Below are 25,529 nucleotides of genomic sequence, written 5' to 3' on the forward strand. Positions count from 1 at the left end.
AGTCGCTCCCCGATACACGCTTTGTGGGGGCACTCTCCAGCCCCCGCCCCTACCGCCCTGGAAGCCCGTTCGAGCCTGAAGTACGCGAGGCGTAAGGGGCGGGCGCGGGGAGCTTCTCTCACAAAGCGTGTATCGGGGAGCGACTGAGAGAAGCTCCCCGCGTCCGCCCCGGAACTATGCGGTCAATTACAACGAGCTAAAGAAAGGCCCGCACAAGCGGGCCTGTGACAAAAGGTAAAGCCCTTACATGTGCTCGATGAGCGCGTCGCCGAAGCCGGAGCAGCTGACCAGGGTGGCGCCTTCCATGAGGCGCTCGAAGTCGTAGGTCACCGTGCCGGCCTGGATGGCGCCGTTCATGCCGTTGATGATGAGGTCCGCCGCCTCGTTCCAGCCGAGGTGGCGCAGCATCATCTCGGCGGACAGGATCAGCGAGCCCGGGTTGACCTTGTCCTGGCCCGCGTATTTCGGCGCGGTGCCGTGGGTCGCCTCGAAGAGGGCCACCGTGTCGGACAGGTTGGCGCCGGGGGCGATGCCGATGCCGCCGACCTGGGCCGCCAGCGCGTCGGACAGGTAGTCACCGTTGAGGTTCAGGGTGGCGACCACGCTGTAATCCTTCGGCCGCGTCAGCACCTGCTGCAGCATGGCGTCGGCGATCACATCCTTGATGACGATCTGCTTGCCGTTGTTCGGGTTCTTGATCTCCACCCAGGGGCCGCCGTCGAGAAGCTCGCCACCGAACTCTTCCTGCGCCAGCTGGTAGCCCCAGTCGCGGAAAGCGCCCTCGGTGAACTTCATGATGTTGCCCTTGTGCACCAGGGTCACGGAGGGCAGGTCCTGGTCGATGGCGTAATGAATGGCCTTGCGCACCAGGCGCTTGGTGCCCTCCTCGGAGACGGGCTTGATGCCGATACCGCAGTTCTCCGGGAAGCGGATTTTCGTCGCGCCCATCTCGTTGATGATGAAGTCGATGACCTTCTTCGCCTCGTCCGTATCCGCCTGGTACTCAATGCCGGCGTAGATGTCCTCGGAGTTCTCGCGGAAGATCACCATGTTGCAGTCTCCCGGCTTCTTCACCGGTGACGGCACACCCTCGAACCAGCGCACCGGGCGCAGGCAGGTGTACAGGTCGAGTTCCTGGCGCAGGGCCACGTTCAGGGAACGGAAGCCGCCGCCCACGGGCGTGGTCAGCGGGCCCTTGATCGCCACGGAATAGGACTTGATGGCTTCCAGGGTCTCGCCGGGGAACCAGTCACCCTCGTAAAGCTCAGCGGCCTTCTCACCGGTGTAGATCTCCATCCAGGAGATATTCTTCTTGCCGCCGTAGGCCTTCTCGACCGCTGCGTCGACCACCTTGATCATGACCGGGCTGATATCCACCCCGATACCGTCACCCTCGATGTAGGGGATGATCGGATTGTCCGGGACGCTGAGGCTGTGGTCGTCATTGACCGTGATGCGTTCACCCGTCTCGGGCACCTGGATGTGCTGATAGCCCATTGAATGTCTCCAATACAGTATGGTTGGATGGTGAGCGAGATGACGCCCTTGTGAGGCTCCGCTCAAGCGGCGCCCAGTGTACCAGATTTACCCCCGGGACTCCCCCTCGCGGGGGCGCGCCGAGGCCGCCCCCGCGGCCGTAGCCGGGAGAAGGCCGTGGCCGAAATCATCCTGTTCAACAAGCCCTTCCGGGTGCTCAGCCAGTTCAGCGACGGCGAGGGACGTCGCACGCTTGCGGACTATCTCGACGCCCCCGGCTTCCGCCCGGCCGGCCGCCTCGACTATGACTCCGAGGGTCTACTCCTGCTCACCGACGACGGTGCTCTGCAGCAGCGCATTGCCAACCCGCGCCACCGGCACTGGAAGACCTACCTCGCGCAGGTCGAGGGGCACGCCTCGGATGCCCAGCTCGCCGCGCTGCGCGCCGGGCTCCGGCTCAGGGACGGTCCGACCCTGCCGGCGAAGGTCCGGCGCATCCCTCCGCCGGCCCTCTGGCCGCGAGTGCCGCCGGTGCGCGAGCGTCAGGCGGTGCCGGACTGCTGGCTGGAGCTCTCACTGCGCGAGGGCCGCAACCGGCAGGTGCGGCGCATGACGGCCGCGGCCGGCCTGCCGACGCTGCGCCTGGTGCGGATGGCCGTCGCCGACTGGACCCTCGGCGACCTGGCGCCCGGCGAGTGGCGCCGGTGCCGGGTGCATCTGCCCGCAGCCCCGGTCCGGAGGCGCCGGTGAGCCGCTGGGCGCCGCGGGCCACGGTGGCGACCGTGGTCTTCGATGGCGGCCGCTACCTGCTGGTCGAGGAGAGGGACAAGGCGATTGGCCAGCGGGTCTTCAACCAGCCGGCGGGACACCTGGAGCGGGGCGAGGGACTGGCCGAGGCCGCCCTGCGGGAAGTGCTCGAGGAGACCGCCTGGCAGGTCGAGCTTACCGGTGTCATCGGCGTATCGCTCTACACCCCGCCGTCGGGCAGTCCCGATTTCCTGCGCACGACCTTCCTGGCCCGGCCGCTGGCGCAGCTGGCTGGCGCCACGATCGACGACGACATCGACGCGGTGCACTGGTTCAGCTACGAGGAAATCCTCCAGCGTTCTGCTAGAATGCGCAGCCCGCTGGTGCTGACCGCCGTCGAGCGCCATCGCGCCGGCGCCATTCACTCGCTGGACCTGCTTTTCGACCCTTGAACGGCCCGCTATAGCCCGTGACCGCAAACGCTTCCAAGACCGTCATCGTCGGCATGTCCGGCGGCGTGGATTCGTCCGTGAGCGCCCTCCTCCTGCTCGAGGCCGGCTACCGGGTCGAGGGGCTGTTCATGAAGAACTGGGACGAGGACGACGGCACGGAGTACTGCACGGCGAAGGCGGACTACGCCGACGCCCAGGCGGTAGCCAGCCGCCTCGGCATCACCCTCCACGGCGCCAACTTCGCGGCCGAGTACTGGGACAACGTCTTCGAGCACTTCCTCGCCGAGTACCGGGTCGGCCGGACGCCGAACCCGGATATCCTCTGCAACCGCGAGATCAAGTTCCGCGCCTTCCTCGACTACGCGCTGCACCTCGGTGCCGACTGTATTGCCACGGGCCACTACGCCCGCCGCGGAAGCGATGAGGCGGGACGGGCCACGCTGCTCAAGGGCCTCGACGCGAACAAGGACCAGAGCTACTTCCTCCATGCCGTCGGCCACGAAGAGCTCGCCCGCACGCTCTTCCCTCTCGGTGAACTGCCCAAGCCGCAGGTGCGGGACCTGGCCGCCACCGCGGGGTTCGTGACTCACGACAAGAAGGATTCCACGGGCATCTGCTTCATCGGCGAGCGCCGCTTCAGCGACTTCCTCAGGCAGTACCTGCCCGCGCAGCCCGGCGACATTGTCAGCCTGGACGGCGAGCACCTCGGCCGCCACCAGGGGCTCATGTATCACACCATCGGCCAGCGCCAGGGCCTCGGGATCGGGGGCCTTGCCGGGCACGACGAGGCGCCCTGGTACGTGGTCGGCAAGGACCTCGAGGCCAACGAGCTCCTGGTCGCCCAGGGCAACGACCACCCGGCGCTCTACAAGGAAACGCTGTGGACCAGCCCCCCCACCTGGGTCAGCGGTGAGGCCCCGTCGCTGCCGCTGCGCTGTGCCGCAAAGATCCGCTATCGCCAGGCCGACCAGGACTGCACGGTCCACGCGGACGGCCCGGGCCTGCGCGTGGTCTTCGATGCGCCCCAGCGCGCGGTGACCCCGGGCCAGTCGGCGGTGCTCTACCAGGGCGACCGCTGCCTCGGCGGGGCCATCATCGAGCGCGCGGCCTGACCCGGTGGCCGCGACGCTGAAGGAGCAGGCCATCGCCCTCGCCGGCGTCGCCCAGGCGGCGCGGCTGGTCGACCAGGTCGCCCGCACGGGCAGCTACCCCGACCGGTTCCTCGCGGCCTCTGTCCACAGCCTGTTCCAGTTCGACCCCCCGGACACCGCAGCAGTCTATGACGGCCTGCCGGGCGTCAAGCTGGGCCTCGACACCCTGGCGGCGGTCCTCGCCAACCGCCAGGCCCCGGAACACCGGGAGGTGGTCCGCTATGTCTTTTCCCTGCTCTACCTCGAGCGCCGGTTTGCCGCAGACCCCGAGCGCATGGCGGTGGTCCGCTCCCGCCTCGAGCATGCGAGCTTCAAGGCAGAACATTTCAGCAGCCATGTCGGCCCCGTCTGTCATAGCCTGGCGGGGGTCTACCAGGACACGCTGAGCACGCTGCGCTTCCGCATCAAGGTCACCGGTAGTGCCCAGCACCTGCAGGATCCCCGCATGGCAGACACGGTGCGGGCACTGCTCCTGGCCGGGGTCCGTTCTGCCCACCTGTGGCACCAGCTCGGCGGCCGCCGCTGGCGCCTCGTGTTCGAGCGCCGCCGCCTCCTCGCGACGTGCCAGGCGCTGTCCCGGGAACTTGGGGTGGTGTAACATCCCGGCTTTTTCCGGGGAGCCACCCATGGAGCTTTCGGCCTTAACCGCGGTCTCGCCGATCGATGGTCGTTACGGCGACAAGACCCACGCCCTCCGCGCTATCTTCAGCGAATACGGCCTGATCAAGCGCCGGGTTCTGGTCGAGGTGCGCTGGCTGCAGCAGCTCGCCGCTCACCCGCGCATTGCCGAGGTGCCCGCTCTGTCCGAGGCCGCCAACGCGCGGCTGGAGCAGCTGCTGGCCGACTTCGGGCCCGAAGCCGCCGCCCGGGTCAAGGCGATCGAGGCGACGACCAACCACGACGTGAAGGCCGTCGAGTACTTCCTCAAGGAACAGATCGCCGGTTCCGCGGAGCTCGCCGCGATCAGCGAGTTCGTGCATTTCGCCTGCACCTCCGAGGACATCAACAACCTGTGCCACGCGCTGATGCTGCGCGACGGCGTCGAGGGCGTGTTGCGCCCGGCGCTGGGACGCATCGAGGCAGGCCTCGCCGCCTTCGCCCGGGAGCACGCGGAGCTGCCGATGCTCTCCCGTACCCACGGGCAGACCGCGAGCCCGACCACCGTCGGCAAGGAGTTTGCCAACGTCGTCGCCCGCCTGCGGCGGCAGCTCGCGGCGCTCGATCACTGCGAATACCTTGGCAAGATCAATGGCGCGGTCGGCAACTACAACGCCCACCTCGCCGCCTACGCCGATGTCGACTGGGCGGCGAATGCCCGCAGCTTTGTCGAGTCGCTGGGACTCACCTTCAACCCCTACACGACGCAGATCGAGCCCCACGATTACATCGCCGAATTGTTCGATACCCTCGCCCGCATCAACACGATTCTCATCGATTTCAGCCGCGACGTCTGGGGCTACATCTCCCTCGGCTACTTCCGCCAGAAGACCGTGGCCGGCGAGGTCGGTTCTTCCACCATGCCGCACAAGGTGAACCCCATCGACTTCGAGAATGCCGAGGGTAACCTGGGGCTGGCCAACGCGCTGTTCAGCCACCTCGGCGGCAAGCTGCCGCTGAGCCGCTGGCAGCGCGACCTCACCGATTCCACGGTACTGCGCAACATGGGCGTGGCCACCGGCTACAGCCTGATTGCCTATGCCAGTCTCGAGAAGGGCCTCGGCAAGCTGCAGGTGGACGAGGCGCGCCTCGCCGCAGACCTCGACGGCGCCTGGGAAGTCCTCGCGGAGGCCGTGCAGACGGTGATGCGCCGCCACGGCATCGAGCAGCCCTACGAGAAGCTCAAGGAACTCACCCGCGGGCACGCGGTCAATGCCGAGCGGCTCGCCGCCTTCATCGACGGCCTCGACCTGCCGGAAGCCGCCCGCGCCGAACTCCGTGCCCTCACCCCCGGCAGCTACACGGGGAACGCGGCCTACCAGGCCCGCGCCCTGGACTGACGCCATGGCCGCCGTGCCGCTCGCCATCGACTGGGACACCTTCCTCGCCCGCGACTGGCAGCAGCGGCCGCGGCTTTTCCGCCGCGCTCTGCCGGGCTTCGAGCCGCCACTGGACGGCGATGACCTGGCCGGGCTGGCCATGGAGCCGGAGGCCGAGGCGCGCATCGTCGAGCGGCGGCCCGACGGCTGGGCGCAGGCCGACGGTCCCTTTGCGCCCGGGGACTACGCCCGGGACTATCCCTGGACTCTCCTCGTGCAGGGTGTCGACCGCTGGTCGCCGGGGGTCGACGAGCTGCTTGGCATTCTCGCCCCGATCCCCCGCTGGCGCATCGAGGACGTGATGGTGTCCTGGGCTTCTGACGGCGGCAGCGTCGGCCCCCACTACGACAACTACGATGTCTTCCTGCTCCAGGGCAGCGGCCGGCGACGCTGGCGCATTGGCGACTACTGCGAGCGGGGCTGTGAGCTTCTGCCCCATCCCTCGTTACGCCTTCTCGCCGGGTTCGAGGCGCGGGAAGAGTACGTACTCGAGTGCGGGGACGTGCTCTACCTGCCGCCGCGGGTCGCTCACTGGGGCATCGCAGACGGCCCCTGCACCACCTATTCGCTGGGCCTGCGGGCCCCGCGCCTGAACGACCTGGTGTCGCGCTGGGCGGACCGGCTCCTCGAATCCCTGGACGACGAGCTGTTCTACCAGGACCGGCACCTGGAGCCGGCACGCCGGGCCGGCGAGATCCGCCCCCGGGACCTGGAGCGCGCCCGGCTGCAGTTGCAGGCGGCCCTGGACCAGCTCGAGGGCAACGACTGGTTCGGCGAGCTGGTCACGGACAACCCGCACGCGGAGCCGCCCGGGGCCGAGGAGATCGACGCCGCCCGGGCTAGCCTTCGCGCGGCGGGTGCCACCGCCTGCGCACGGCGAGGCGCGCGTATCGCCTGGCAGGCCGACGGCGACGGACTGCTCGTGTTCACGAACGGCGCGCGCCTTCGCGTCGCAGGCAGCCTGCGCGACCGCGTGGTACAACTGGCCGCGGGCGAGCCGATCGCCGGTGCGGCGCTTCAGGCGCTGCGCGAAAGCACCGAGGGCGAGCGCCTGCTCGAGCACTGCCTGGACTGGGGGGCCATCGATGTCTACTGAGCCGACACTTTCGCGGGCACGTTGGGCGCAGGACGAGGAGACACTGAAGCAGCTGCGGGAAACGGTCTTCGTGCGCGAGCAGCAGGTACCACCGGAGATCGAGTGGGACGGCCGGGACCGGGAGGCCGTGCACGTCATCGCCCGTGACGGCGACGAGGCCATCGCCTGCGGGCGGCTGCTGGCCGACGGCAAGATCGGGCGCATGGCCGTGCTGCCGGCCTGGCGCGGCCGGGGTGTCGGGGCGGCGGTGCTGGCCGCGCTGGTCGATGAAGCCCGGCAGCGGGGGCTGCGCCGGGTCTACCTGCACGCGCAGGCCCACGCGGAGGGCTTCTACGAAGGTCAGGGCTTCGGCGCCGAGGGCGATCGCTTCGAGGAGGCAGGCATCCCCCACGTGGCCATGGCACGGGACATTGACTTCCTCGACTGTCCCGTCGCCGTAGCGCCGGTGTACCAGCCGGAGCCTTTCGCCACCCTGCTCCTGTCGCTTGCACGCAGCGCCCGGCGGCAGCTCGCGATCCTCAGCCCCACCCTCGACCCGCTCCTGTTCGAGCCGTCCGGAGTGACCGAGGCACTCACCACCCTCTGCCGCGAGACTCGCGAGGCAGAGGTGCGGATCCTCGTCGCCGATGGCCGGGCGCTGACGGCGCGCGGCAGCGCTCTGCTCGCGCTGGCGCGACGGCTGCCGAGCAAGCTTTCCCTGCGCGAACTGCCGGAGCATCCGCAGTGGCCCGGGGACAGCTGCGTGATCCGCGACCGGGACGGCCTCCTCGCCCTGCCCGCCGACCCGCTGAGCGGCGGCAGCTACTACCCGGAGGATCGACCGCGGGCCGCCCGGGAACTGGATCGTTTCGACACGCTGTGGCGGCAGGGCCGGGAAACGGCAGAGCTTCGCGCGCTGCACCTCTAGCGGAAGGATTGTTGTTGCCTGGCCCGCCGCAGGGCGTCGTGGCTAGACGAGGTCGACGATCTGCCGCGCGGCGTTATAGGGGGTGGTCCGCTGCGCCTCGACGTCGGCCTCGAGCTTAGGCAGCAGGTCCTTGAGTTCCGGCTGCGCCTGCAGCCGGGCAAGGAGCATCTCGCGCACGAGCTGGTGCATCCAGTCGCGGTACTGGCGCGCGCGCCGGGCGTCGAAGGCGCCGAGCTTCTTTGCCTCGAGATAGTAGTCGACCACCATGCCCCAGACTGTATCGATCTGCAGCCGTTTGAGGGCTGAGCAGGTCATCACCCGCGGCGTCCAGAAGCTCGTGTGGCGCAGGAGCCCCATGGCGCTCAGATAATGCTGCCGGGACTGGCGCGCAAGCTCCTCGCTGGCGCCGTCGGCCTTGTTGATCACCAGGGCATCGGCGAGTTCGAGGATGCCCTTCTTGATCCCCTGCAGCTCGTCGCCGCCGCCGGGCAGCATGAGCACCATGAAAAAATCGACCATGGCCGCGACCTGGTACTCGGACTGGCCGACCCCCACGGTCTCCACCAGGATTACGTCGTAGCCGGCGGCCTCGCAGAGGAGCATGGTCTCGCGGGTCTTCTGGGCGACGCCGCCGAGCGTGCCCTCGGAGGGTGACGGGCGGATAAAAGCCTCATCCCGGCGGGAGAGCTCCTCCATCCGCGTCTTGTCACCGAGGATCGAGCCGCCACCCAGCGGTGAACTCGGGTCCACGGCGAGCACGGCCACGCGCTTGCCCTGCTCGATAAGGTGCAGGCCGAAGGCCTCGATGAAGGTCGACTTGCCGACCCCCGGCACCCCGGTGATGCCCACGCGGACGCTGTGGCCCGTGGCCGGCAGCACATCCTCGAGCAGCGCCTGCGCCGCGTCCCGGTGCGCGGGCAGCCGGCTTTCCACCAGGGTGATCGCCTTGGCAAGCGCGCGGCGGTCGCCGTGCTTCAGCGCATCGACGTCAACGGCGGCCATTCAGTCGCCGACGGCCTCGTTGATGGCCGTGAGCACTTCCCGGGCTGCGGCAGGGATGGGCGTGCCCGGGCCGAAAATACACTTCACACCGCCCTCGCGGAGCACATCGTAGTCCCCCCGCGGGATGACGCCACCGGCGATGACCACGATGTCCCCGGCGCCCTGCTTGCGCAGTTCCTCGACGAGGGCGGGTACCAGGGTCTTGTGGCCGGCGGCCAGGGAGGATGCCCCGACCACGTGCACGTCGTTCTCGACAGCCTGCCGGGCGACCTCCTCCGGCGTGGAGAACATGGGCGACAGGTCGATGTCGAAGCCGACGTCGGCGAAGGCCGTGGCCACGACCTTGGCACCGCGGTCGTGACCATCCTGGCCCATCTTGCAGACGAGCATGCGCGGGCGCCGCCCGTGGCGCTCCACGAAGGCCTCGATGTCACCGGCGATGGCCTGCCAGTCGCCGTCCTCCTTGAAGGCCGAGCCGTAGACGCCGGAGACCGTCTGGGCGTGCGCGTTGAAGCGCCCGAACTCGCGCTCGAGGGCGAAGGAGATCTCGCCCACGGTGGCCCGGCGGCGGGTGGCCTCGACGGACAGCTCCAGGAGGTTGCCCTCGCCGGAGACGGCGGCCTGGTAGAGTTGCTCGAGGATGTCCTCGACGGCCTGCTCGTCGCGCCCGCTACGGATCTTTTCCAGCCGGGCGAGCTGTGCCTTGCGCACGGTCTCGGTCTCGATCTCGAGCACCTCAACCGCATCGTCGTGGCCGGAGCGGTACTTGTTGACGCCGACGATGACGTCGTCGCCGCGGTCGATGCGCGCCTGCTTGCGGGCGGCGGCCTCCTCGATGCGCAGCTTGGGCATGCCGCTCTCGATGGCCTTGGCCATGCCGCCGGCTTCCTCCACTTCCTCGATGAGCTCCCAGGCGCGATCGGCCATATCCTGGGTGAGCTTCTCCATGAAGTAGCTGCCGCCCCAGGGGTCGACCACGTTGGTGATATGGGTCTCTTCCTGGATGATGAGCTGCGTATTGCGGGCGATGCGCGCGGCAAACTCGGAAGGCAGCGCGATGGCCTCGTCGAGGGCATTGGTGTGCAGCGACTGGGTGCCGCCGAACACCGCGGCCATGGCCTCGATGGTGGTGCGCACAACGTTGTTGTACGGGTCCTGCTCCGTCAGCGACCAGCCGCTGGTCTGGCTGTGGGTGCGGAGCATGGAGCTCTTCGGATTCTCCGGGTCGAATTCGGAGACGATCCGCGCCCAGAGCAGCCGCGCCGCGCGCAGCTTGGCGATCTCCAGGTAGAAGTTCATGCCGATGCCCCAGAAGAAGGACAGCCGTGGCGCGAATTCGTCGATGTTGAGACCGGCCGCCAGCGCCGTGCGGATGTACTCCTTGCCATCGGCAAGCGTGTAGGCGAGCTCAAGGGCGGCGTCCGCGCCCGCCTCCTGGATGTGGTAGCCGGAGATCGAGATCGTGTTGAAGCGCGGCATGTGCCGCGAGCAGTAGGCGATGATGTCGCCGATGATCTTCATGCTCGGGGCGGGTGGGTAGATGTAGGTGTTGCGGACCATGAACTCCTTGAGGATGTCGTTCTGGATGGTCCCGGCCAGCTGCTCCTGGGCGACGCCCTGCTCCTCCGCGGCGACGATGTAGCCGGCGAGCACCGGAAGTACGGCGCCGTTCATGGTCATGGACACGGAGACCTGGTCCAGCGGGATACCGTCGAAGAGGATCTTCATGTCCTCGACGGAATCCACCGCGACGCCCGCCTTGCCCACGTCCCCGGTGACCCGGGGGTGATCCGAGTCGTAGCCGCGGTGCGTGGCCAGGTCGAAAGCCACGGAGATACCCTGGCCGCCTGCCTCAAGCGCCTTGCGGTAGAACGCGTTGGACTCCTCCGCGGTACTGAAGCCCGCGTACTGGCGGATCGTCCAGGGCCGCCCGGCGTACATGGTGGCCTGCGGGCCGCGCAGGTACGGCGCCATGCCCGGCATGGTGTCGGTGTACTCGAGCCCCTCGAGGTCTGCCGCCGTGTACAGGGCCTTGACGTCGATGCCCTCGGGCGTGTGCCAGGTAAGCTCTGACGGGTCCCTGCCCTTCATCTGCTTCGTGGCGAGCTCGCGCCAGGCTTCCGGCGTCGCCTGCTCGCGGTCGTAGATCTTTCTGCTCATGTCAATGACCCCCCTCGCCCGGCTGGTTCAGTTCGATGAGGACACCGTCGCAGCTCCTGGGGTGGATAAAGATGGTCAGGCAGCCGTGCGCCCCCGGGGCCGGTTCGTCGGCCAGGAACTGGTAGCCCTTCTCGCGAAGCCGCGCCACGTCTGCGTGAATGTCATCGGAACGGAAGCACAGGTGATGGATACCGCCACCGCGTTTCTCCAGGTATTTCGCGATGGGTCCCTCACCGCGTAGCGGGTGTACCAGTTCGATACTGGTGGGCGGCAGCGGGAAGAAAGCCGTAGAGGTCTTCGCGGCCTCGACATCCTCCGTGCCTTCGAAAGTAAGCCCGAAATCTTCCATGAAGCGCTTTACGGCCTCTTCGAGATCGGGAACGGCGATGGCGATGTGGTCCAGGGCTGTGATCATGGTGTCTCCTCAGACAAGCTGGGCCAGGAATTCGTCCGTGGCGGCGCGGCGGCGGGCGGCAACCTCCTCGGGGGATTCGATGACGATCTTCTCGTCGGGCGTGATCTTGTAAAGCGGCTGGCCCTTGCTGATGATCACGCCGTCATCCTCAATCAGCACCTCGTCCACGGTCCCCGCGAAGGGCGCGTAGACCTTGTTGAACATCTTCATCACCTCGATGATGTACAGCGGGTCGCCCGCATCGAAGTGATCGCCGACGCGGACGTAGGGCTCGTGCGTCGGGGTTTCGCGGCTGTAGAACATGCCGCCGCTCTCGGCGAGAATCTCGTCCGCCTTGGCGCGGGGCGGAGGTACCAGCACCTTGGCCATGGCCGCCTGGTGGTCCGCATCGAGGAGCCGCTCGGGAATGTGGATGCTGAGGTCGGCGTTTACCGAGAGATCGAAGAAGCCGGCATGCTCCGCAAGGCTGGGCAGCACCGCGAGCAGTTCCATGCCGGCCTGGAAGCCGCGGTGGGCAGCGCGGGCGGCGGCCCACTGCGCCTCCGCGACGCCCTCCGGTGCGCCCTCGTCCTCGAGGCGCGACTGCAGGGCCAGCCAGTCTTCTTCGCCGGTCACCGCGTGCAGTTCCCGGTAGAAGGCGAGCCCGGCCTGCAGGAGCTCGTGGTCATGGTCCCAGATCACCGATGCAGCGGGTGCATCGGGGTCGTAGTCCATGTCGAGATAGTGGTAGGTCTCGTCGAGGAGCACGAGCGGGTTGCCGTTCCAGCTGATGTGCCCGTCCTCGAGCACGGTATAGCTGTCGCGGTGGACGCTGAGCCAGCCGGCGAGCATGTGCGGCTGGGCCAGGAGAAGCTCCAGGGGGCGCAGCAGCAGGGTCTGCTTGCGGTCGAGGGCCGCGCCGAGCGCCTTCTCCGCGTCACCCTCGTGGGCCGCCAGCCGGTGCCGGCGAAGACCGCTCCAGGCATGGTGCAGATCGATGTCGTTGGCCCGGGCCTTCAGTTCACCGACCGCCGTCAGGTACGGAACAATGAAGCGCGTCGTCGGCCGCGCGTTGATGTTGTTTCCGATGAACCAGTTAACCAGGCCGTAGTGGAACTCGAGGTTCGTGGCCAGGTCCTTGCCGCGCATCTGCGCCTGGCGGATGGTCTCGGCCATGCGCTGGTAGGTCTCCAGGCGGGTCTCCCCCACCGTGAGCAGAAGCGCGATGTTCGAATCATAAGCGCCGGCCAGCGTGTACTTCATGAAGCTGTCGGTGTCCGGGTTGTGCAGGCTGATGCCCTGGTCGTCCCGGATCTCCCCGTCGATGGCGTCGGACCAGTACTCGATGATGCCCCCCGCCGCGGGCTTCAGCGCCTGGTTGGTCGCGTTGAGGCGTGCCTCGACGCTGTCGTTATGGCGCACTTCGCGGGTTGGCTCGGGCAGCTTGGGGCCGTGCGCGGCCAGCAGCACCATCGCCTCGACCAGGGACTCGACGACAAAGGAATCGGCCGCATCGTCGGGATTGGTGAAGCGCAGCGCGTAGCAGAGTTCCGTCACCCGGTGCTCCACCTGGATGCGGGTGTTCATCTCCATGAAGAAGTGCTTGTCGCGGTCGACGATGCACTCGAAGGTGGACACCGAGTCGAGGCCGACGGCCTTGCCGAAGCGCGCCGCCTCGTCTTCCATCTCCTCGAGGGTGCGGATCTCCTGCTTGAGAATCCGTGCTTCCTCCGCGTTGCCGTCCGCCTCGGCCTGGGCGAGCGCCGTGCGCAGGCTCTCGTCGGTCACGGAGACCTCAAGGAGCTTCTGCTCGTGCATCTGCAGGGAGCAGTCACGGCCGCCGAGGGTGATGCACCAGTGGCCGTTGCCGAGCACCTGGATCTCCTGGTGCCGGGTGGTCTCGATGTTGAGTTCGACGAGGATATTTTTGTTATCGCCCACCCCCGTTGTCTTCACCTCGTTGAGAATCTCCCGGGCCAGCTCCGCCGTGCGCGAGGCCTCGCCGATGCCGAGGATCCGCTGCCCCTTGCCGCCGCCGCCGCTGATGGCTTTCAGGCGCACCCGGTTCTCCGGGTAGTCGGCGGCCATCTTCTCGACCACTTCCGTCAGCGTCTCGCAGAGCTCGTCGACCGTGTACAGGTCGACGCCCTTCTCGTAGGAGGCCGCGAGTACCCGGTCCGCCAGGTCCTCGAGCGCAAGGCTGTCATCGGCGAACAGCGTCTCGTCGATGGCCAGGCCCTTCTGCTCCGCGAGCGCCTTGAGGGCCGCCGCGTCCGGGTGCTTTTTCAGCAGGGTGAGCGCGGTGGCGTTGTCGACGCCCGGCGTAACAGAGACACCGGCCTTGAGCGCCGTGCGCTTGGCTTCGTCCTTCAGACCCGCGTCGTGCACGGTGCGCGAGCAGGGGCCGATGAAGTTGAGCCCGGCCGCCTCCATGGCCGACACCATGGTTTCGTCTTCGGCCATGAAACCGTAGCCGGCGAAGATCGCGTTGTAGCCGTTGTCGTGGGCGATGTTAATGATCTGGCGGATGCGCTGGCCGCGCTCCTCCTTGTTGGCGCCGGTGTAGTCGGGCACGCGGTGGATGCGGTCCGGGTCGGTCATGGCGCGCAGTTCGGGGGCGAGCGCGTTCTGGTAGGTGATCGAGTCCTTTTCCGAGAGCAGGATGCCGAAATGGGTGATGCCCATTTCCCGGAACACGTCCATGGCCTCCTTGCGGATGGGGCCGCGGCAGATGATCAGCGGCGCGATGTGCGTGCAGTCGAACTGGCGCACCCAGGGAGAACGGTGGCGGCCGAGGCGACGGTCGGCGTGGATCAGCGGGTTATGCAGGTAATGTTCGTTGGACACGGGATTTCCTTATCGTTACCGGGACGCCGGATCAGTGGAATTCGCGCTGCACGGAATCGAGCGGCGCGGGCGTGTAGTGGCGGAGACAGAAGTCCATGTGCTCCGTCAGCACGTGGCGAAGGTCCGACGGCATGACGATCTGCGAAATCGAGCCGAGGCTGAGGGCCTCGTTGGGGTTCATCAGCTCCCGCTCGTAACGCTTCGCGAGCTCGGCCTCCTCCGCCTTGACCCAGGCATCGACGAGGCCCCGGGCCGCGTCCTCCGCCTCGGCCGGGCTGAGGCCGGCAGCTTCCTGCGCACGCGTTTCCGCGGCCAGGCGTTCGGGAACGGCGCCGCGGATCTTGCGCAGCTCGTCCTTGTAAACGTACTCGACACCGGCCGGCCCCATGACGGCCACGCGCGTGGTCGGCAGCGCGACCACGAAATCGGCACCGGTCGGGTAGTTATTGTAGGAGGCATAGGCGCCGCCGAAGGCGTTGCGTACGAGCACCAGGAAGCGCGGCGTGCGCAGGTCGACGATGGCGTCGAGCATGGCGCGTCCGGCCTGCACGATGCCGCGGCTCTCCTGGTCCTTGCCCGGGAGGAAGCCCGTGGTGTCCTCGAGGAAGATGATGGGAATGTTGTAGAGGTTGCAGAAGCGGATGAAGCGCGCATTCTTGTAGGCGGCGTCGATATCGATCTGTCCGGAGGCCACCGCGGAGTTGTTGGCAACGAAACCGATAACATGACCACCCATGCGGCCGAGAGCGGTTATCGTGTTTCGGGCGCGCTCCGCCTGCAGCTCGAGAAAGTCACCGTGGTCGCAGAGCTGCTGGATGAGCACGCTGATGTCGATCGGTGTGTTGAAGCCCGTTGAAGAGTTGAAGGCCTTCTTGAGCAGGATGTCGATGTCCCAGGTCTTGCGGCTGACCGGGTCCGAGGAGGGCTGGTGCGGGGCCAGCTCGCTGTTGCAGCCCGGCAGGTACTTGAGCAGCTCACGCACCTTGCGCAGGGCGGCCACCTCGTCGGGCACCACGAAGTCGGTCACGCCGCTCTGGCTGTGCACACCGGGGCCGCCGAGCTCGTCCGGGGTCACGTCCTCGCCGAGCACGGATTTCACCACCCCCGGTCCGGTCAGGCCAAAGAAGGTGTCATTCGGCTGGATGAGGAAACTGCCCTGCCGCGGCAGGTAGGAGCCGCCACCGGCATTGAAGCCGAACATGCACATGATGCTGGGTACGACGCCGCTGATCTTGCGCAGCGCGGTGAAGGCATCGGCATAGCCGTCGAGGCCGCCCACGCCGGCGGGGATGTAGGCACCGGCAGAATCATTCAGGCCGACGAGGGGGATGCGGCGCTTGGCGGCGAGTTCGAACAGGCGGGCAAGCTTCTTGCCGTTGGTGGCATCCATGGAGCCGGCCCGGACCGTGAAGTCGTGGCCGTAGATGGCGACATCGCGCCCGCCGACGCGGACCAGGGCGGTGACCAGGGAGGCGCCATCCAGGTTCGGCCCCCAGTTCTGGTATAACACCGTCGGCGGCTCGTCGGCGAGGAACTTGATCCGCTCCCACACCGTCATCCGTTTCTTCAGGTGCTGGCGCTGCACGTTGCGTACGCCGGCCGCTTCGTAGGGGCGGGCCTGCAGGGCGGCTCCTGCCCGCAGGGCATCCTCGTAGGGGCCCGGTTCCGAAGCGATCTGCCCGGGCACCTCGAAGGTCCGCTCCACCGGGGGGGCGAACGGGTTCTCGAGGCTGGCGTAGAGCGGCTGCTTGTCTTGACTCATGGCGTGGTCCACCGTGGCTGCGGGGTTATTCTTTCCGGCAGGCGCCCGCGGGGTGCGCCGCGCTGCCAGTCGGCACGCAGCACGGCACGGGGACACCCGGATTTCGGGGCCAAGACGATAGCCTTCGGCTGCCGGTAAGTCAATGGAAAACAACAGCTTATGAAGAAAAGCAGAGTTTCAGTCCAGCACTCGGGTCAATCCCGGCCATGCTGACGGTGAGTACATATCGCGGGACCGTTGAGACAGTTCCCTACCGCGATGATCCCCTCGCGCATTACCGTCGTCTCGCCGATCTCCCGGACCCCGTCCTCCTGGACAGCGGTGGCGACCGCGGCCTGGATCTCGTTGCCGCGGCGCCGCTGGCCGGGCGCAGCCTGCGCCTGCCCGCGGCGCCCGATGCCCCGGCCGTTGCCCGTTTCTTCAGCGAGCTGGAGACGCTCCACGCCGACCGGCCACCGGTCGACGATGCCCGCGCCGTCCTGCCCTTCGCCGGTGGCCTTGTCGGCCTCATCGGCTACGATGCGGCCCTGCCGATGCACGGACTCACGGGCCGGGCCACCCCGGGGGGCGCCCCCGCCGCGCTGGTCCATGAGTATCCCTGGGCCGTCCTCCAGGACCGCGCCCGCCGGGAGGCGTGGCTGGTGGCACGCCCGGGCGTGGCCCCGGCCCTGCGCCGGGATCTGCGCTTGCGGCTGCACGCGTCCGGTGCGCCGCTGCCCGGCACCTTCCGGCTCGAACGCCCCTTCCGGCCCGACCGGGACGGGGCCGGTTACCGCGGAGCCTTCGAGCAGGTACAGGGCTGGATCCGCGCCGGGGACTGCTACCAGGTGAACCTGGCACTGCGCTTCACGGCGCCCTTCCACGGGGATCTGCTCGAGGCCTATGCGATGCTGCGGCACCGCGACAGCGCCCCGTTCGGTGCCTACCTGCCGCTCGGTGAAGGGCGCGCCCTCCTCTCACGCTCTCCGGAACGTTTCCTCGCAGTGGCCGGCGGCGTGGTGACCACAGAGCCGATCAAGGGGACGCGCCCGCGGGCGGTGGACACCGCCACCGATCGGGCCATCGCCGAAGAGCTTGCGGCATCGGTAAAGGATCGCGCGGAGAACCTCATGATCGTCGACCTGCTGCGCAATGACCTGGGACGCAACTGCCGGCCGGGCAGCATCCGTGTCGAGGAGCTCTTCGCGCTGCGCAGTTTTCCCGCCGTCCACCATCTCGTGAGCACGGTGCGGGGCGAACTCGCGCCGGGTCACAGCCCCGTGGCCCTGCTCCGCGACAGCCTGCCTGGCGGCTCCATCACCGGAGCGCCGAAGCGCCGGGCCATGGAGATCATCCACGCCCTCGAGCGCGAGCCCCGACAGGCCTACTGCGGCAGCCTCTTCTATCTCGACGATGCGGCCCGCATGGACAGCAGCATTCTCATCCGCAGCCTGCTGGCCCAGGACGGAGAGCTTCATTGCTGGGGCGGCGGCGGGGTGGTGGCCGATTCGGCCTGCGACGCGGAACACCGGGAGATCTACGACAAGGTCGGCGGCTACCTGCGCACCCTGGAAGGGTCACTTCAGTAGGTGGGCAGATCCACGTGATCGAAGAGCGCCTCGACCTCGCCGCGGCTGCGCGCGGAAAAAGCTTCCTGTACCAGCTCCCGGGTAAGATGCGGCGCGAAATCCTCGATGAAGTCGTACATGTACCCGCGCAGGAACGTGCCCTTGCGGCAGCCTATGCGGGTGACGCTGGGCGCGAACAGGTGGCTCGCATCGAGGGCGACGAGGTCCCGGTCGTTGCCCGGGTCGTGGGCCATGCTGGCGATGATCCCGATACCGAGGCCCAGGCGCACATAGGTCTTGATCACGTCCGCATCGGCGGCCGTGAACACGACCCTGGGGGTCAGCCCCGCGCTCGAGAACGCCTCGTCGAGGCGCGAACGGCCGGTAAAGCCGAAGACATAGGTCACGAGCGGGTGCGCCGCCACGTCGGTGAGCGTCAGCTCGCCAGCGCGGGTGAGCGGGTGGTCCCGGGGCACGATGACGCTGCGGTTCCAGCGGTAGCACGGGAGCATCACCAGGTCGCCGAAGAGTTCCATGGCCTCGGTGGCGATGGCGAAATCCACCGTGCCGTCGGAAGCGAGCTCCGCGATCTGCATCGGCGTGCCCTGGTGCATGTGCAGGGATACCTCGGGGTAGCGCTCGATGAAACCGCGGATCACCGGTGGCAGCACGTAGCGGGCCTGGGTATGGGTGGTGGCGATGGACAGCGCACCTTTCGTCTCGTCGCAGAACTCCTGGGCGACCTGCTTGATGTTCTCGACCTTGCGCAGGATTTCCCCGGCGGTCTCCAGGATGACCTCTCCCGCCGGCGTGACGTGAGTCAGGTGCTTGCCGCTGCGGGCGAAGATCTCGACGCCAAGTTCATCCTCGAGGAGGCGAATCTGCTTGCTGATGCCCGGCTGGGACGTAAACAGGCTCTGCGCCGTCGCGGAGACGTTCAGGTCGTGGTGGGCGACCTCCCAGATGTAGCGCAGCTGCTGCAGTTTCACGGGATGCTCCCCCTGTGCCCGGTCATCCACGGCCCGGCGCCTTTGCGAAGCGTGGCTTTATAAAGAATAGCCATCAGGCGGGCGGCATTCCAGTGCCTGTCGTAATAAGCGTCACCGCGGGTCGTTGGCGACACCATGGGGCACGTGGCCCGTCGCCACGTGCGAGCCGGCCGAGCGACAGTAGGTCTCCTGGTCGTCGAAGAACACGTCGGCCTCGTAGGCGCGGAGGAAGTCGGCCTTGTCCAGGCCGCCGAGGAAGATGGACTCGTCGATGCGGATGTTCCATGCCCGCAGCGTGTGGATCACCCGCTCGTGGGCCGGCGCCGAGCGCGCTGTCACCAGCGCGGTGCGGATGGGCGCCTCCGCCGGCGGGAAAGCCTGCTGCAGCTCGTGCAGCGCCGCGAGGAAAGGTTTGAAGGGGCCGCCCTCGAGCGGCTTGCGCGCCGACGCGCGCTCGCTGGCGGTAAAGGCCTCCAGCCCCTCCAGCTTAAACACCCGCTCAGCCTCGTCGGAGAAGATCACCGCGTCACCGTCGAAGGCGAAACGGAGCTGGTCGTCGGCTCCTCCCGCGCCCCGGGACGAGACCAGGGTCGCGGCGGCGACGCCGCACTCCAGTGCGTTGCGCACGTCCTCGGGCTCCGTGGACAGGAACAGGTGGCAGCCGAAGGCATTGACGTAGCGCCAGGGGCTGGCGCCACCGCAGAAGGCGGCCCGGCTGATCGCCAGGTCATAGTGCTGGATGGAGTTGAAGACCCGAAGCCCCGTGTCGGCGCTGTTGCGGGACAGCAGTACCACCTCGACCCGGGCGTCGCCCTCGAGGCGCTCATTGATCCGCAGCAGCTTTTCCACGAGGGGAAAGGCCTCACCGGGCGCCAGGGGCTCCTCTTCGCGGGCGACCTGGTACTCGGAGTAGGCGGCCAGCCCCTGCTCTTCGAAAACCCGGTGGCTTTCGTCCAGGTCGAAGAGCGCCCGGGAGGAGATCGCAATGACCAGCTTGTTGTCGAGGGTAACCGGCATGAGGCAAGGATAGCGCGGGGCTGCAGCCCCGGGGAAGCGCCGGCCACGGCGTACCGGCCGGGCCCGCGAGGGGGCGCGGCGCTAGCCTACCCGCAACAGGCCTCGTTCCTCGAGGTCCAGGAGCAGCAGCTGCTGCAGAATGAACTCCCGGCTCGTTTCCGGGTGGTCAAGGTGGATCCGTTCCAGGTAGTGGCGCGCCTCCTCGTGTTGCGGGTGGTGCAGGAGCGCGCGTACGGTGCGCGCCAGGAAATGTGCCGGCTCTTCGCTGAGCGTCTTGATGCGGCGCAGACTCGCCGCGAGCGTCAGCTCCTCGTCGGTCATTTCCGTACCGAAGGGGTAGTCCGGCAGCAGGCCGCCCTGGCGGTAACCGGCAAGCGCCTGCTGCAGGCGTCCCGGCAGGTTGTGGCGCTGCTCGGCGGGCACACGATAGTCCTGTGGCAGCTTGCCGGCCGCCTTGGCGGCCTGCGCGAGCTCATCCTGGAAGCGGCTGTCAGCGACGGCAATGAGCCGCCGGATCACCTCGGCGTCCTCCTGGCCGCGCAGGTCCGCCACGCCGTATTCGGTGACGATGATGTCGCGGAGGTGACGGGGAATCGTGGTGTGTCCGTAGTAGGGGACGATGTTCGACGAGAGCCCCCTGCCGCTGCCGCGGGTCGCTCGTATGCAGAGGATGGAACGGGCGCCGGGGAGATCGTGGGCCATGGCCACGAAGTTGTATTGCCCGCCTACCCCGCTGATAACCGTGCCGTCCTCGAGCGCATCGGAGGTGACCGCGCCGCTCAGGCTCACCATCATTCCCGTGTTGATGAAGCGGGCGTCCCGACGCTGGGCGCAGTAAAGCGGGTAGTCGCGGAGCAGCTGATTCGTGCGCAGGACGCTGGTCATGCAGATGGCGTCCCGGGCCTCGTCGTCGAGGTTGCAGAGTTTCCTGTAGAAGTCCCGGGGGCCGAGGAAGAAGCCACCGTGGATTACGTGGCCGTGGCGCAGCCGGGACCCGCCGACCGCCGCGAGCAGCCGCTCCCGCGTCCCGCTGTCATCGAGGTCGTTCGGGAACGCTTCGCCATCGAGGGCAAGCGATGCGCCGGCAAGCTCGAGGTCCTCGGGCAGCAGCCCCCAGTACTGCCCGATACCGAGCGCGTTCGCGTCGAGGGTCTTCGGCAGGAGGCCGTGCTCCCGGGCGTAGTGAAAGAGCGACTCGTCAACGATGTCGCCGATAGCCCCCGCGTTCAGGCCCTGCTGCAGCGCGAGGTTGTCATAGACCCGGCGGCTGACGATGCCCGCCTCCATGAGCTGGAGCATGCCGTTGACGAACATCTCGGTGGAGACGTAGAGGCCCTCCTCGAAGCGCCCGCCGGTGGCGCTGCCGCCGAGAGCCCTCAGGAGCGCCCGGTAGTCCGCCGTGCGCTGGTGCCGCAGCTTGAGTGCATGGGCCAGGGCGTCACCGAGAGCGCCGATGCCGATCTGCAGCGTGCCGCCGTCCACGACCAGGCTGCTCGCATGCAGCGCGGTGGCATAGTCAGCCAGGGGAATGGCCGGGTTGGGCACCGCAAAGAGACGCCGGTCGAGCGCGGGGTTTTCCAGCAGCAGGTCGAAGGTCTCCGGGGGCACCTCGGCGTCGTTGGTCATGAACGGGAGGTCCGGGTGGACCTGGGCGATACTCAGGTAGCTCCCGGGGCGTTCCCGGCGCAGGCAGTCCAGGAGGTCCAGCGCCGTATCGGGATTGCAGGACAGGCTCAGACGCCGCCCCCCACCGCTGCCGCGCGACGCCACGAGCTGTGTCAGCACATTCACACCGGCGGCACAGAGGTCCCGTGCGATGTGCGTGTAGTTGCTGGAGATGTAGTGCTGCTGCGCGCTGGCCAGTCCTTTCATCGACCCGGCCTTGAAGTAGAGTTCGCTCACCGTGACATTGTCGGGCAGGCCCTTGCCGCGCAGCGCCTCCAGGTAGGCGAGGCCTTCGTAGTCCCCGAAGAGGCGCTCGATGATCGGCCCCGCCAGCTCCTTCTCCACCGGGTCATGAGGCTTCGGGACCTCGAGCGACAGCGCCGTGTAGATGTGCAGGCGCAGGCTACGGTCGGCTTCTGCCCGGCGGTAGAAGGCGTTGAGCAGCTGCACGGGCTTGCCGAGGCCCAGCGGTGCGGCGAGGCGGATGTCCTTGCCCACGGCGGCGATAGTGGCATCCACGCAGGCATCGAGGGAGGTGTATAGCTCGGTCATGGCGGTTGTCCCCTGTTCTTATCGGTGTCAAAGAAAGCACAGGGGAGGGAAAGCGGCGTTGCGCGAGATCAACACCGCGGCGATCGGGCTCAGCGCAAGGCGACGAAGTACTCGCGGGAAATGCGGAACACCAGGGGCCCGAGGAGGAGCAGGGCGATGAGATTGGGAATGGCCATGAACGCGTTCAGCGTATCGGCCAGCAGCCAGACGAGGTCGAGCTGCACCACCGTTCCCACCGGCAGGGCGAGCACCCAGAGCACCCGGAAAGGCAGGATGCCGCGGGTGCCGAACAGAAACACCACGCACCGTTCCCCATAGAAGGACCAGCCGATCGTGGTGGTGAAACCGAAAAGACAAAGCCCCAGGCTGACAATGATCTCGCCTCCGGGAAAGGCGCCGCCGAAGGCCATGGAGGTCAGGCTCGCGCCGCTGACGCCGGAGGGCAGCACGTCCATGATGACGATCACGAGGCCGGTCATGGTGCAGACCACCAGGGTGTCGATGAAGGTTCCGAGCATGGCGATCATGCCCTGCTCCACCGGCGAGTTGGTGCGCGCCGCGGCGTGGGCAATGGGGGCGCTGCCAAGACCCGCCTCGTTGGAGAAAATGCCCCGGGCCACGCCGAAACGCAGAGCCGCCCACACCGTGGCCCCGGCGAAGCCGCCCGTGGCGGCTGTCCCGGTGAAGGCCGAGCGCACGATTTCCACCACGGCACCGGGCACGGCCTCGATATGGAACAGGATGACCAGCACGCTCATGAGCAGATAGCTGGACGCCATGATCGGTACCAGGTAGCTCGCCACCTGGGCGATGCGACGGATGCCGCCGAGTACGACCGCACCCACCAGCACCATGAGCACGAGGCCGGTAAACAGGGGCGGCACCGCATAGCTGTCGTTCAGGACCTGCGCGATGGAGTTCGACTGTACCGTGTTGGCAATGCCGAAGCCGGCAAGGCTGCCGAAGATGGCGAAGGCATAGGCGAGGAAGTGCCAGCGACGGCCGAGGCCATTGCGGATGTAGTACATGGGGCCGCCGCTGTAGTTGCCGTCCGCATCCTGCTCGCGGAAACGCACGGCGCACACGGCCTCCGCGTACTTTGTGGCCATGCCGAAGAGCGCTGTGAGCCACATCCAGAACAGGGCGCCCGGCCCGCCGAGAGCGAGCGCTGTGGCCACGCCGGCGATATTGCCGGTGCCGATGGTCGCCGACAGGGAGGTCATAAGCGCGCTGAAGGGCGAAATATCGCCCTCCCCCGCGCCGGCGCGACCGCGGAGCAGCAGGCCCACCGCCCGGGGCAGGCGGCGCAGGGTAGCGAAGCGCAGGCCCAGGGTGAGGAAAATGCCCGTGCCCAGCAGCAGGACGAGCATGACCGGGCCCCAGGCCCAGCCATTGACGGTGACGATCAGGTCACGCACGGCGGGCAGCGGGATCAGTCGCCGATGGCTTTCAGGGTGCCTTTCGGCAGCTTCGCATGCACGTGGATGCGCTGGAACTTCAGCGTCGTATTGTCACCCACGTCGAGAACCATGTAATTGTCATCGAGAGCGGTGATGCGGCCGAGGATGCCTGCGCTGGTAACCACTTCGTCACCCTTCGCCAGGCTGCCGACCAGCTCCTGGTGCTCTTTCTGGCGCTTGCGCTGCGGCCGGATCGCAATGAAGTAGAAGATGGCGAACAGTCCGACGAGGAAGACGATCTGGAACAGGCCGCCACCGGGCGGCGGCTCGGCGCCCTGAGCGTGGGCGGCTGCGATAAAGGGGTTCATGACAGTCCTTCTTGCACTGGGAACATGGCGTGGTTTGCCGACGCGGCAATGTAACGGGTTTGGGCGTCCCGGGCAAACGCCCGGGGCTCGTTCGACCCTAGACGGGTAAGTCCAGGTCGAAGATCATGGTCTGCGGCGCGTGATCGGAGAAGCGCTCGTCCCGGTAGATCGACGCCGCGCTGACGCGATCCGCGAGGCCGGGCGTGATCACCTGGTAATCCAGCCGCCAGCCCACGTTCTTCGCCCAGGCCTGGCCGCGGTTCGACCACCAGGTGTACTGGTCCGGTCCCGGCTCGACCAGGCGGAAGCTGTCCAGGTAGCCGAGCTCGTCATAGACGCGGTCCAGCCAGGCCCGCTCCTCCGGCAGGAACCCCGAGTTCTTCTGGTTGGCCTTCCAGTTGCGCAGGTCGATCTCCTTGTGGCAGATGTTCCAGTCGGCACAGATGACGAACTCCCGGCGCTTCCGGCGCAGGCTGCGCAGGTGCTCGTAGAAGCGGTCCATGAAGGCGTACTTCTTCTCGAGAGCCACGTCGCTGCTCGAACCGGAGGGCAGGTAGAGAGACACCACGGACAGGCCGTCGTAGTCCGCCTGCAGGTAACGCCCTTCGCTGTCCGCGGGATCCCAGCCCAGCCGGTCGATCACCCTGCGCGGCCGGACCCGCGAGTAGAGCGCGGTGCCGCTGTAGCCCTTGCGTTCGGCATCGTTGTAGTAGCAGTGGTAGCCCGCCGGATAAAACGGGCTTTCGTCCAGCTGGTGCTCCTGCGCCTTGGTCTCCTGGATGCAGACGATATCCGGCTGTTCCCGTTCGAGCCATGCGAAGAAGCCTTTGCGGGCGGCGGCGCGGATACCGTTCGCGTTCAGGGTGACAATGGACACCATTGCGCTACAGGCCCAGCTCGTCGATGAGCGCCAGCACGTCGTCGTGGTGGGTCTTGGTCCTGACCTTGTCCATGACGTGTTTCAACCGGCCATCCTTGCCGATGATGAAGGTCGTGCGCAGGATGCCCATGAATTCCCGGCCCATGAACTTCTTCAGCCCCCAGGCGCCGTACTTCTCCGCGATGGCGTGGCCTTCGTCGGACAGCAGGCTGAAGTTCAGCTGCTCCTTGTCGATGAACTTGCCGAGGCGCGCCACCGGGTCCGGGCTCACACCCAGCACGACCGTGTCCTTCTTCGCCAGCGCCTTGCTGCTGTCGCGCAGACCGCAGGCCTGCACCGTGCAGCCGGGCGTCATGGCCTTGGGGTAGAAATAGAGCACCACGTTCTTGTCGTCGCGAAACTGCTTCAGGCTGACCTTGTTGCCGTCCTGGTCGGGCAGCGTGAAAGCCGGGGCCATATTGCCGATCTTCGGGAATGCCATGGCGGTCTCCTCGTTGGTTGTCGATCGCTGTACTTGCGCCGGGGCTCAGCCGCCGGCGTCGCGGCGGCGGTAGATGGTCTCCACCGCCAGGGGGTAGTCCCGGCTCGCAGCGCGATCCTCGAAGAAAGCACGCAGCGCCCGGTAGATGCTCGGGAACGCCAGCTCGTCCCAGGGCACCTCGTCGCGATGGAAGAGGCGCGTGTCCGTGCTCTCCGGCCCGGGCGCGTGGCTGCCATCCACCAGCGTGCAGCGGTAGAACAGGTACACTTGGTTGATATAGGGCACATCGTAAACGCGGTAGAGCGCGAGATCGCGGACCTGCGCCCGGGCCTCCTCCCAGGTTTCGCGGGCGGCGCCCTCCTCCGTGGTTTCGCCGTTCTCCATGAAGCCCGCCGGCAACGTCCAGTAATCGCGACGCGGCTCGATGGCGCGGCGGCAGAGCAGGACCTGCTCGCCCCAGGTCGGGAGACAGCCGACGATGAGCCGGGGGTTGATGTAGTGAATCATCTCGCAGGCGGTGCACACGAAGCGCTCCCGGTCATCCCCGGGCGGAATGCGCAAGGCAACGGTGGCGCCGCAGTCGCTGCAGAACTTCATGGG

22 protein-coding genes are annotated in these 25,529 nt (G+C 67.6%); 8 read left to right on the plus strand and 14 right to left on the minus strand.

The window, feature by feature from the left end; translation table 11 throughout:
- Nucleotides 1-243: 243 nt before the first annotated feature.
- Nucleotides 244-1,497 carry an NADP-dependent isocitrate dehydrogenase gene (gene icd, locus ACX93N_RS12065; protein ID WP_459428677.1) on the minus strand — a complete coding sequence of 418 codons (1,254 nt, stop codon included), beginning with the start codon at nt 1,495-1,497 and terminating at the stop codon, nt 244-246.
- 156 nt (nt 1,498-1,653) lie between these two features.
- Between icd and ACX93N_RS12070 the strand changes: the two genes are divergently transcribed.
- Genes ACX93N_RS12070 through ACX93N_RS12100 form a run of 7 tightly spaced genes read left to right on the plus strand, consistent with a single transcriptional unit; the run spans nt 1,654 to nt 7,865 of the window.
- A complete protein-coding gene (locus ACX93N_RS12070) occupies nt 1,654-2,226 on the plus strand; it encodes a pseudouridine synthase (protein WP_459428678.1) in 573 nt (190 codons plus the stop codon).
- A complete protein-coding gene (locus tag ACX93N_RS12075) occupies nt 2,223-2,675 on the plus strand; it encodes an NUDIX hydrolase (RefSeq protein ID WP_459428679.1) in 453 nt (150 codons plus the stop codon). Before ACX93N_RS12070 ends, ACX93N_RS12075 begins: the two co-directional genes overlap by 4 nt.
- A 17-nt stretch (nt 2,676-2,692) precedes the next feature.
- Entirely contained in the window at nt 2,693-3,787 is a 1,095-nt protein-coding gene (mnmA, locus tag ACX93N_RS12080) for a tRNA 2-thiouridine(34) synthase MnmA (RefSeq protein WP_459428680.1), read from the plus strand.
- Between the two features lie 4 nt (nt 3,788-3,791).
- Entirely contained in the window at nt 3,792-4,424 is a 633-nt protein-coding gene (gene hflD / locus ACX93N_RS12085; RefSeq protein WP_459428681.1) for a high frequency lysogenization protein HflD, read from the plus strand.
- A gap of 28 nt (nt 4,425-4,452) precedes the next feature.
- Nucleotides 4,453-5,823: an adenylosuccinate lyase gene (gene purB, locus ACX93N_RS12090; RefSeq protein ID WP_459428682.1), complete on the plus strand. Its 1,371-nt coding sequence runs from the start codon at nt 4,453-4,455 to the stop codon at nt 5,821-5,823.
- A 4-nt stretch (nt 5,824-5,827) separates the two neighbouring features.
- Entirely contained in the window at nt 5,828-6,958 is a 1,131-nt protein-coding gene (locus tag ACX93N_RS12095; RefSeq protein ID WP_459428683.1) for a cupin domain-containing protein, read from the plus strand.
- Entirely contained in the window at nt 6,948-7,865 is a 918-nt protein-coding gene (locus ACX93N_RS12100) for a GNAT family N-acetyltransferase (RefSeq protein WP_459428684.1), read from the plus strand. The genes ACX93N_RS12095 and ACX93N_RS12100 overlap by 11 nt, the downstream gene beginning before the upstream one ends.
- Before the next feature lie 42 nt (nt 7,866-7,907).
- Here ACX93N_RS12100 and meaB read toward each other — a convergent pair whose 3' ends face one another.
- Genes meaB through ACX93N_RS12125 form a run of 5 tightly spaced genes read right to left on the minus strand, consistent with a single transcriptional unit; the run spans nt 7,908 to nt 16,030 of the window.
- Nucleotides 7,908-8,867, minus strand: a complete 960-nt coding sequence (meaB, locus tag ACX93N_RS12105; protein WP_459428685.1) for a methylmalonyl Co-A mutase-associated GTPase MeaB — start codon at nt 8,865-8,867, stop codon at nt 7,908-7,910.
- Nucleotides 8,868-11,027 (minus strand): methylmalonyl-CoA mutase, encoded by a 2,160-nt coding sequence (scpA, locus tag ACX93N_RS12110; RefSeq protein ID WP_459428686.1) that lies wholly within the window; start codon nt 11,025-11,027, stop codon nt 8,868-8,870.
- Nucleotide 11,028: 1 nt separating this feature from the next.
- Nucleotides 11,029-11,442 (minus strand): methylmalonyl-CoA epimerase, encoded by a 414-nt coding sequence (gene mce, locus ACX93N_RS12115; RefSeq protein WP_459428687.1) that lies wholly within the window; start codon nt 11,440-11,442, stop codon nt 11,029-11,031.
- A 9-nt stretch (nt 11,443-11,451) separates the two neighbouring features.
- Entirely contained in the window at nt 11,452-14,268 is a 2,817-nt protein-coding gene (locus tag ACX93N_RS12120) for an ATP-binding protein (RefSeq protein WP_459428688.1), read from the minus strand.
- 31 nt (nt 14,269-14,299) lie between these two features.
- Nucleotides 14,300-16,030 (minus strand): acyl-CoA carboxylase subunit beta, encoded by a 1,731-nt coding sequence (locus tag ACX93N_RS12125; protein ID WP_459428689.1) that lies wholly within the window; start codon nt 16,028-16,030, stop codon nt 14,300-14,302.
- A gap of 215 nt (nt 16,031-16,245) precedes the next feature.
- Here ACX93N_RS12125 and ACX93N_RS12130 point away from each other — a divergent pair, with 215 nt between their 5' ends.
- Nucleotides 16,246-17,598: an anthranilate synthase component I family protein gene (locus tag ACX93N_RS12130; protein ID WP_459428690.1), complete on the plus strand. Its 1,353-nt coding sequence runs from the start codon at nt 16,246-16,248 to the stop codon at nt 17,596-17,598.
- On the opposite strand, the gene cysB is transcribed toward ACX93N_RS12130, so the two are convergent.
- The 8 genes from cysB to ACX93N_RS12170 form a co-directional block, all read right to left on the minus strand.
- Complete coding sequence (cysB, locus tag ACX93N_RS12135) at nt 17,592-18,566, minus strand: HTH-type transcriptional regulator CysB (protein WP_459428691.1); 975 nt, start codon at nt 18,564-18,566, stop codon at nt 17,592-17,594. The two genes, ACX93N_RS12130 and cysB, sit on opposite strands and share 7 nt — an antisense overlap.
- Before the next feature lie 111 nt (nt 18,567-18,677).
- The gene (locus ACX93N_RS12140) at nt 18,678-19,583 is read right to left on the minus strand and encodes a 5'-nucleotidase (protein ID WP_459428692.1); all 906 of its coding nucleotides are present in this window, start codon (nt 19,581-19,583) and stop codon (nt 18,678-18,680) included.
- A gap of 81 nt (nt 19,584-19,664) precedes the next feature.
- The gene (locus ACX93N_RS12145) at nt 19,665-21,800 is read right to left on the minus strand and encodes an acetyl-CoA hydrolase/transferase C-terminal domain-containing protein (protein ID WP_459428693.1); all 2,136 of its coding nucleotides are present in this window, start codon (nt 21,798-21,800) and stop codon (nt 19,665-19,667) included.
- A gap of 89 nt (nt 21,801-21,889) precedes the next feature.
- Nucleotides 21,890-23,170, minus strand: coding sequence for an alanine/glycine:cation symporter family protein (locus ACX93N_RS12150; RefSeq protein WP_459428733.1), 1,281 nt, complete (start codon nt 23,168-23,170; stop codon nt 21,890-21,892).
- A gap of 62 nt (nt 23,171-23,232) precedes the next feature.
- Complete coding sequence (yajC, locus tag ACX93N_RS12155; protein WP_459428694.1) at nt 23,233-23,568, minus strand: preprotein translocase subunit YajC; 336 nt, start codon at nt 23,566-23,568, stop codon at nt 23,233-23,235.
- 97 nt (nt 23,569-23,665) lie between these two features.
- A complete protein-coding gene (locus ACX93N_RS12160; RefSeq protein ID WP_459428695.1) occupies nt 23,666-24,448 on the minus strand; it encodes an exodeoxyribonuclease III in 783 nt (260 codons plus the stop codon).
- Nucleotides 24,449-24,452: 4 nt separating this feature from the next.
- On the minus strand, nt 24,453-24,929 hold the full coding sequence (gene bcp, locus ACX93N_RS12165; protein WP_459428696.1) for a thioredoxin-dependent thiol peroxidase: 477 nt from the start codon (nt 24,927-24,929) through the stop codon (nt 24,453-24,455).
- A gap of 45 nt (nt 24,930-24,974) precedes the next feature.
- A complete protein-coding gene (locus ACX93N_RS12170) occupies nt 24,975-25,526 on the minus strand; it encodes an NUDIX hydrolase (protein WP_459428697.1) in 552 nt (183 codons plus the stop codon).
- Nucleotides 25,527-25,529 lie beyond the last annotated feature (3 nt).

This window comes from Pseudohaliea sp., assembly GCF_054552115.1.

What these genes read in the sequence shown, in the direction of transcription:
- icd (WP_459428677.1), bottom strand. Translation starts at nt 1,497, where the DNA reads ATGGGCTATCAGCACATCCAGGTGCCCGAGACGGGTGAACGCATCACG.
- purB (WP_459428682.1), top strand. Translation starts at nt 4,453, where the DNA reads ATGGAGCTTTCGGCCTTAACCGCGGTCTCGCCGATCGATGGTCGTTAC.
- ACX93N_RS12095 (WP_459428683.1), top strand. Translation starts at nt 5,828, where the DNA reads ATGGCCGCCGTGCCGCTCGCCATCGACTGGGACACCTTCCTCGCCCGC.
- ACX93N_RS12100 (WP_459428684.1), top strand. Translation starts at nt 6,948, where the DNA reads ATGTCTACTGAGCCGACACTTTCGCGGGCACGTTGGGCGCAGGACGAG.
- meaB (WP_459428685.1), bottom strand. Translation starts at nt 8,867, where the DNA reads ATGGCCGCCGTTGACGTCGATGCGCTGAAGCACGGCGACCGCCGCGCG.
- scpA (WP_459428686.1), bottom strand. Translation starts at nt 11,027, where the DNA reads ATGAGCAGAAAGATCTACGACCGCGAGCAGGCGACGCCGGAAGCCTGG.
- mce (WP_459428687.1), bottom strand. Translation starts at nt 11,442, where the DNA reads ATGATCACAGCCCTGGACCACATCGCCATCGCCGTTCCCGATCTCGAA.
- ACX93N_RS12125 (WP_459428689.1), bottom strand. Translation starts at nt 16,030, where the DNA reads ATGAGTCAAGACAAGCAGCCGCTCTACGCCAGCCTCGAGAACCCGTTC.
- ACX93N_RS12140 (WP_459428692.1), bottom strand. Translation starts at nt 19,583, where the DNA reads ATGCCGGTTACCCTCGACAACAAGCTGGTCATTGCGATCTCCTCCCGG.
- ACX93N_RS12145 (WP_459428693.1), bottom strand. Translation starts at nt 21,800, where the DNA reads ATGACCGAGCTATACACCTCCCTCGATGCCTGCGTGGATGCCACTATC.
- ACX93N_RS12150 (WP_459428733.1), bottom strand. Translation starts at nt 23,170, where the DNA reads ATGCTCGTCCTGCTGCTGGGCACGGGCATTTTCCTCACCCTGGGCCTG.
- yajC (WP_459428694.1), bottom strand. Translation starts at nt 23,568, where the DNA reads ATGAACCCCTTTATCGCAGCCGCCCACGCTCAGGGCGCCGAGCCGCCG.
- ACX93N_RS12160 (WP_459428695.1), bottom strand. Translation starts at nt 24,448, where the DNA reads ATGGTGTCCATTGTCACCCTGAACGCGAACGGTATCCGCGCCGCCGCC.
- bcp (WP_459428696.1), bottom strand. Translation starts at nt 24,929, where the DNA reads ATGGCATTCCCGAAGATCGGCAATATGGCCCCGGCTTTCACGCTGCCC.
- ACX93N_RS12170 (WP_459428697.1), bottom strand. Translation starts at nt 25,526, where the DNA reads ATGAAGTTCTGCAGCGACTGCGGCGCCACCGTTGCCTTGCGCATTCCG.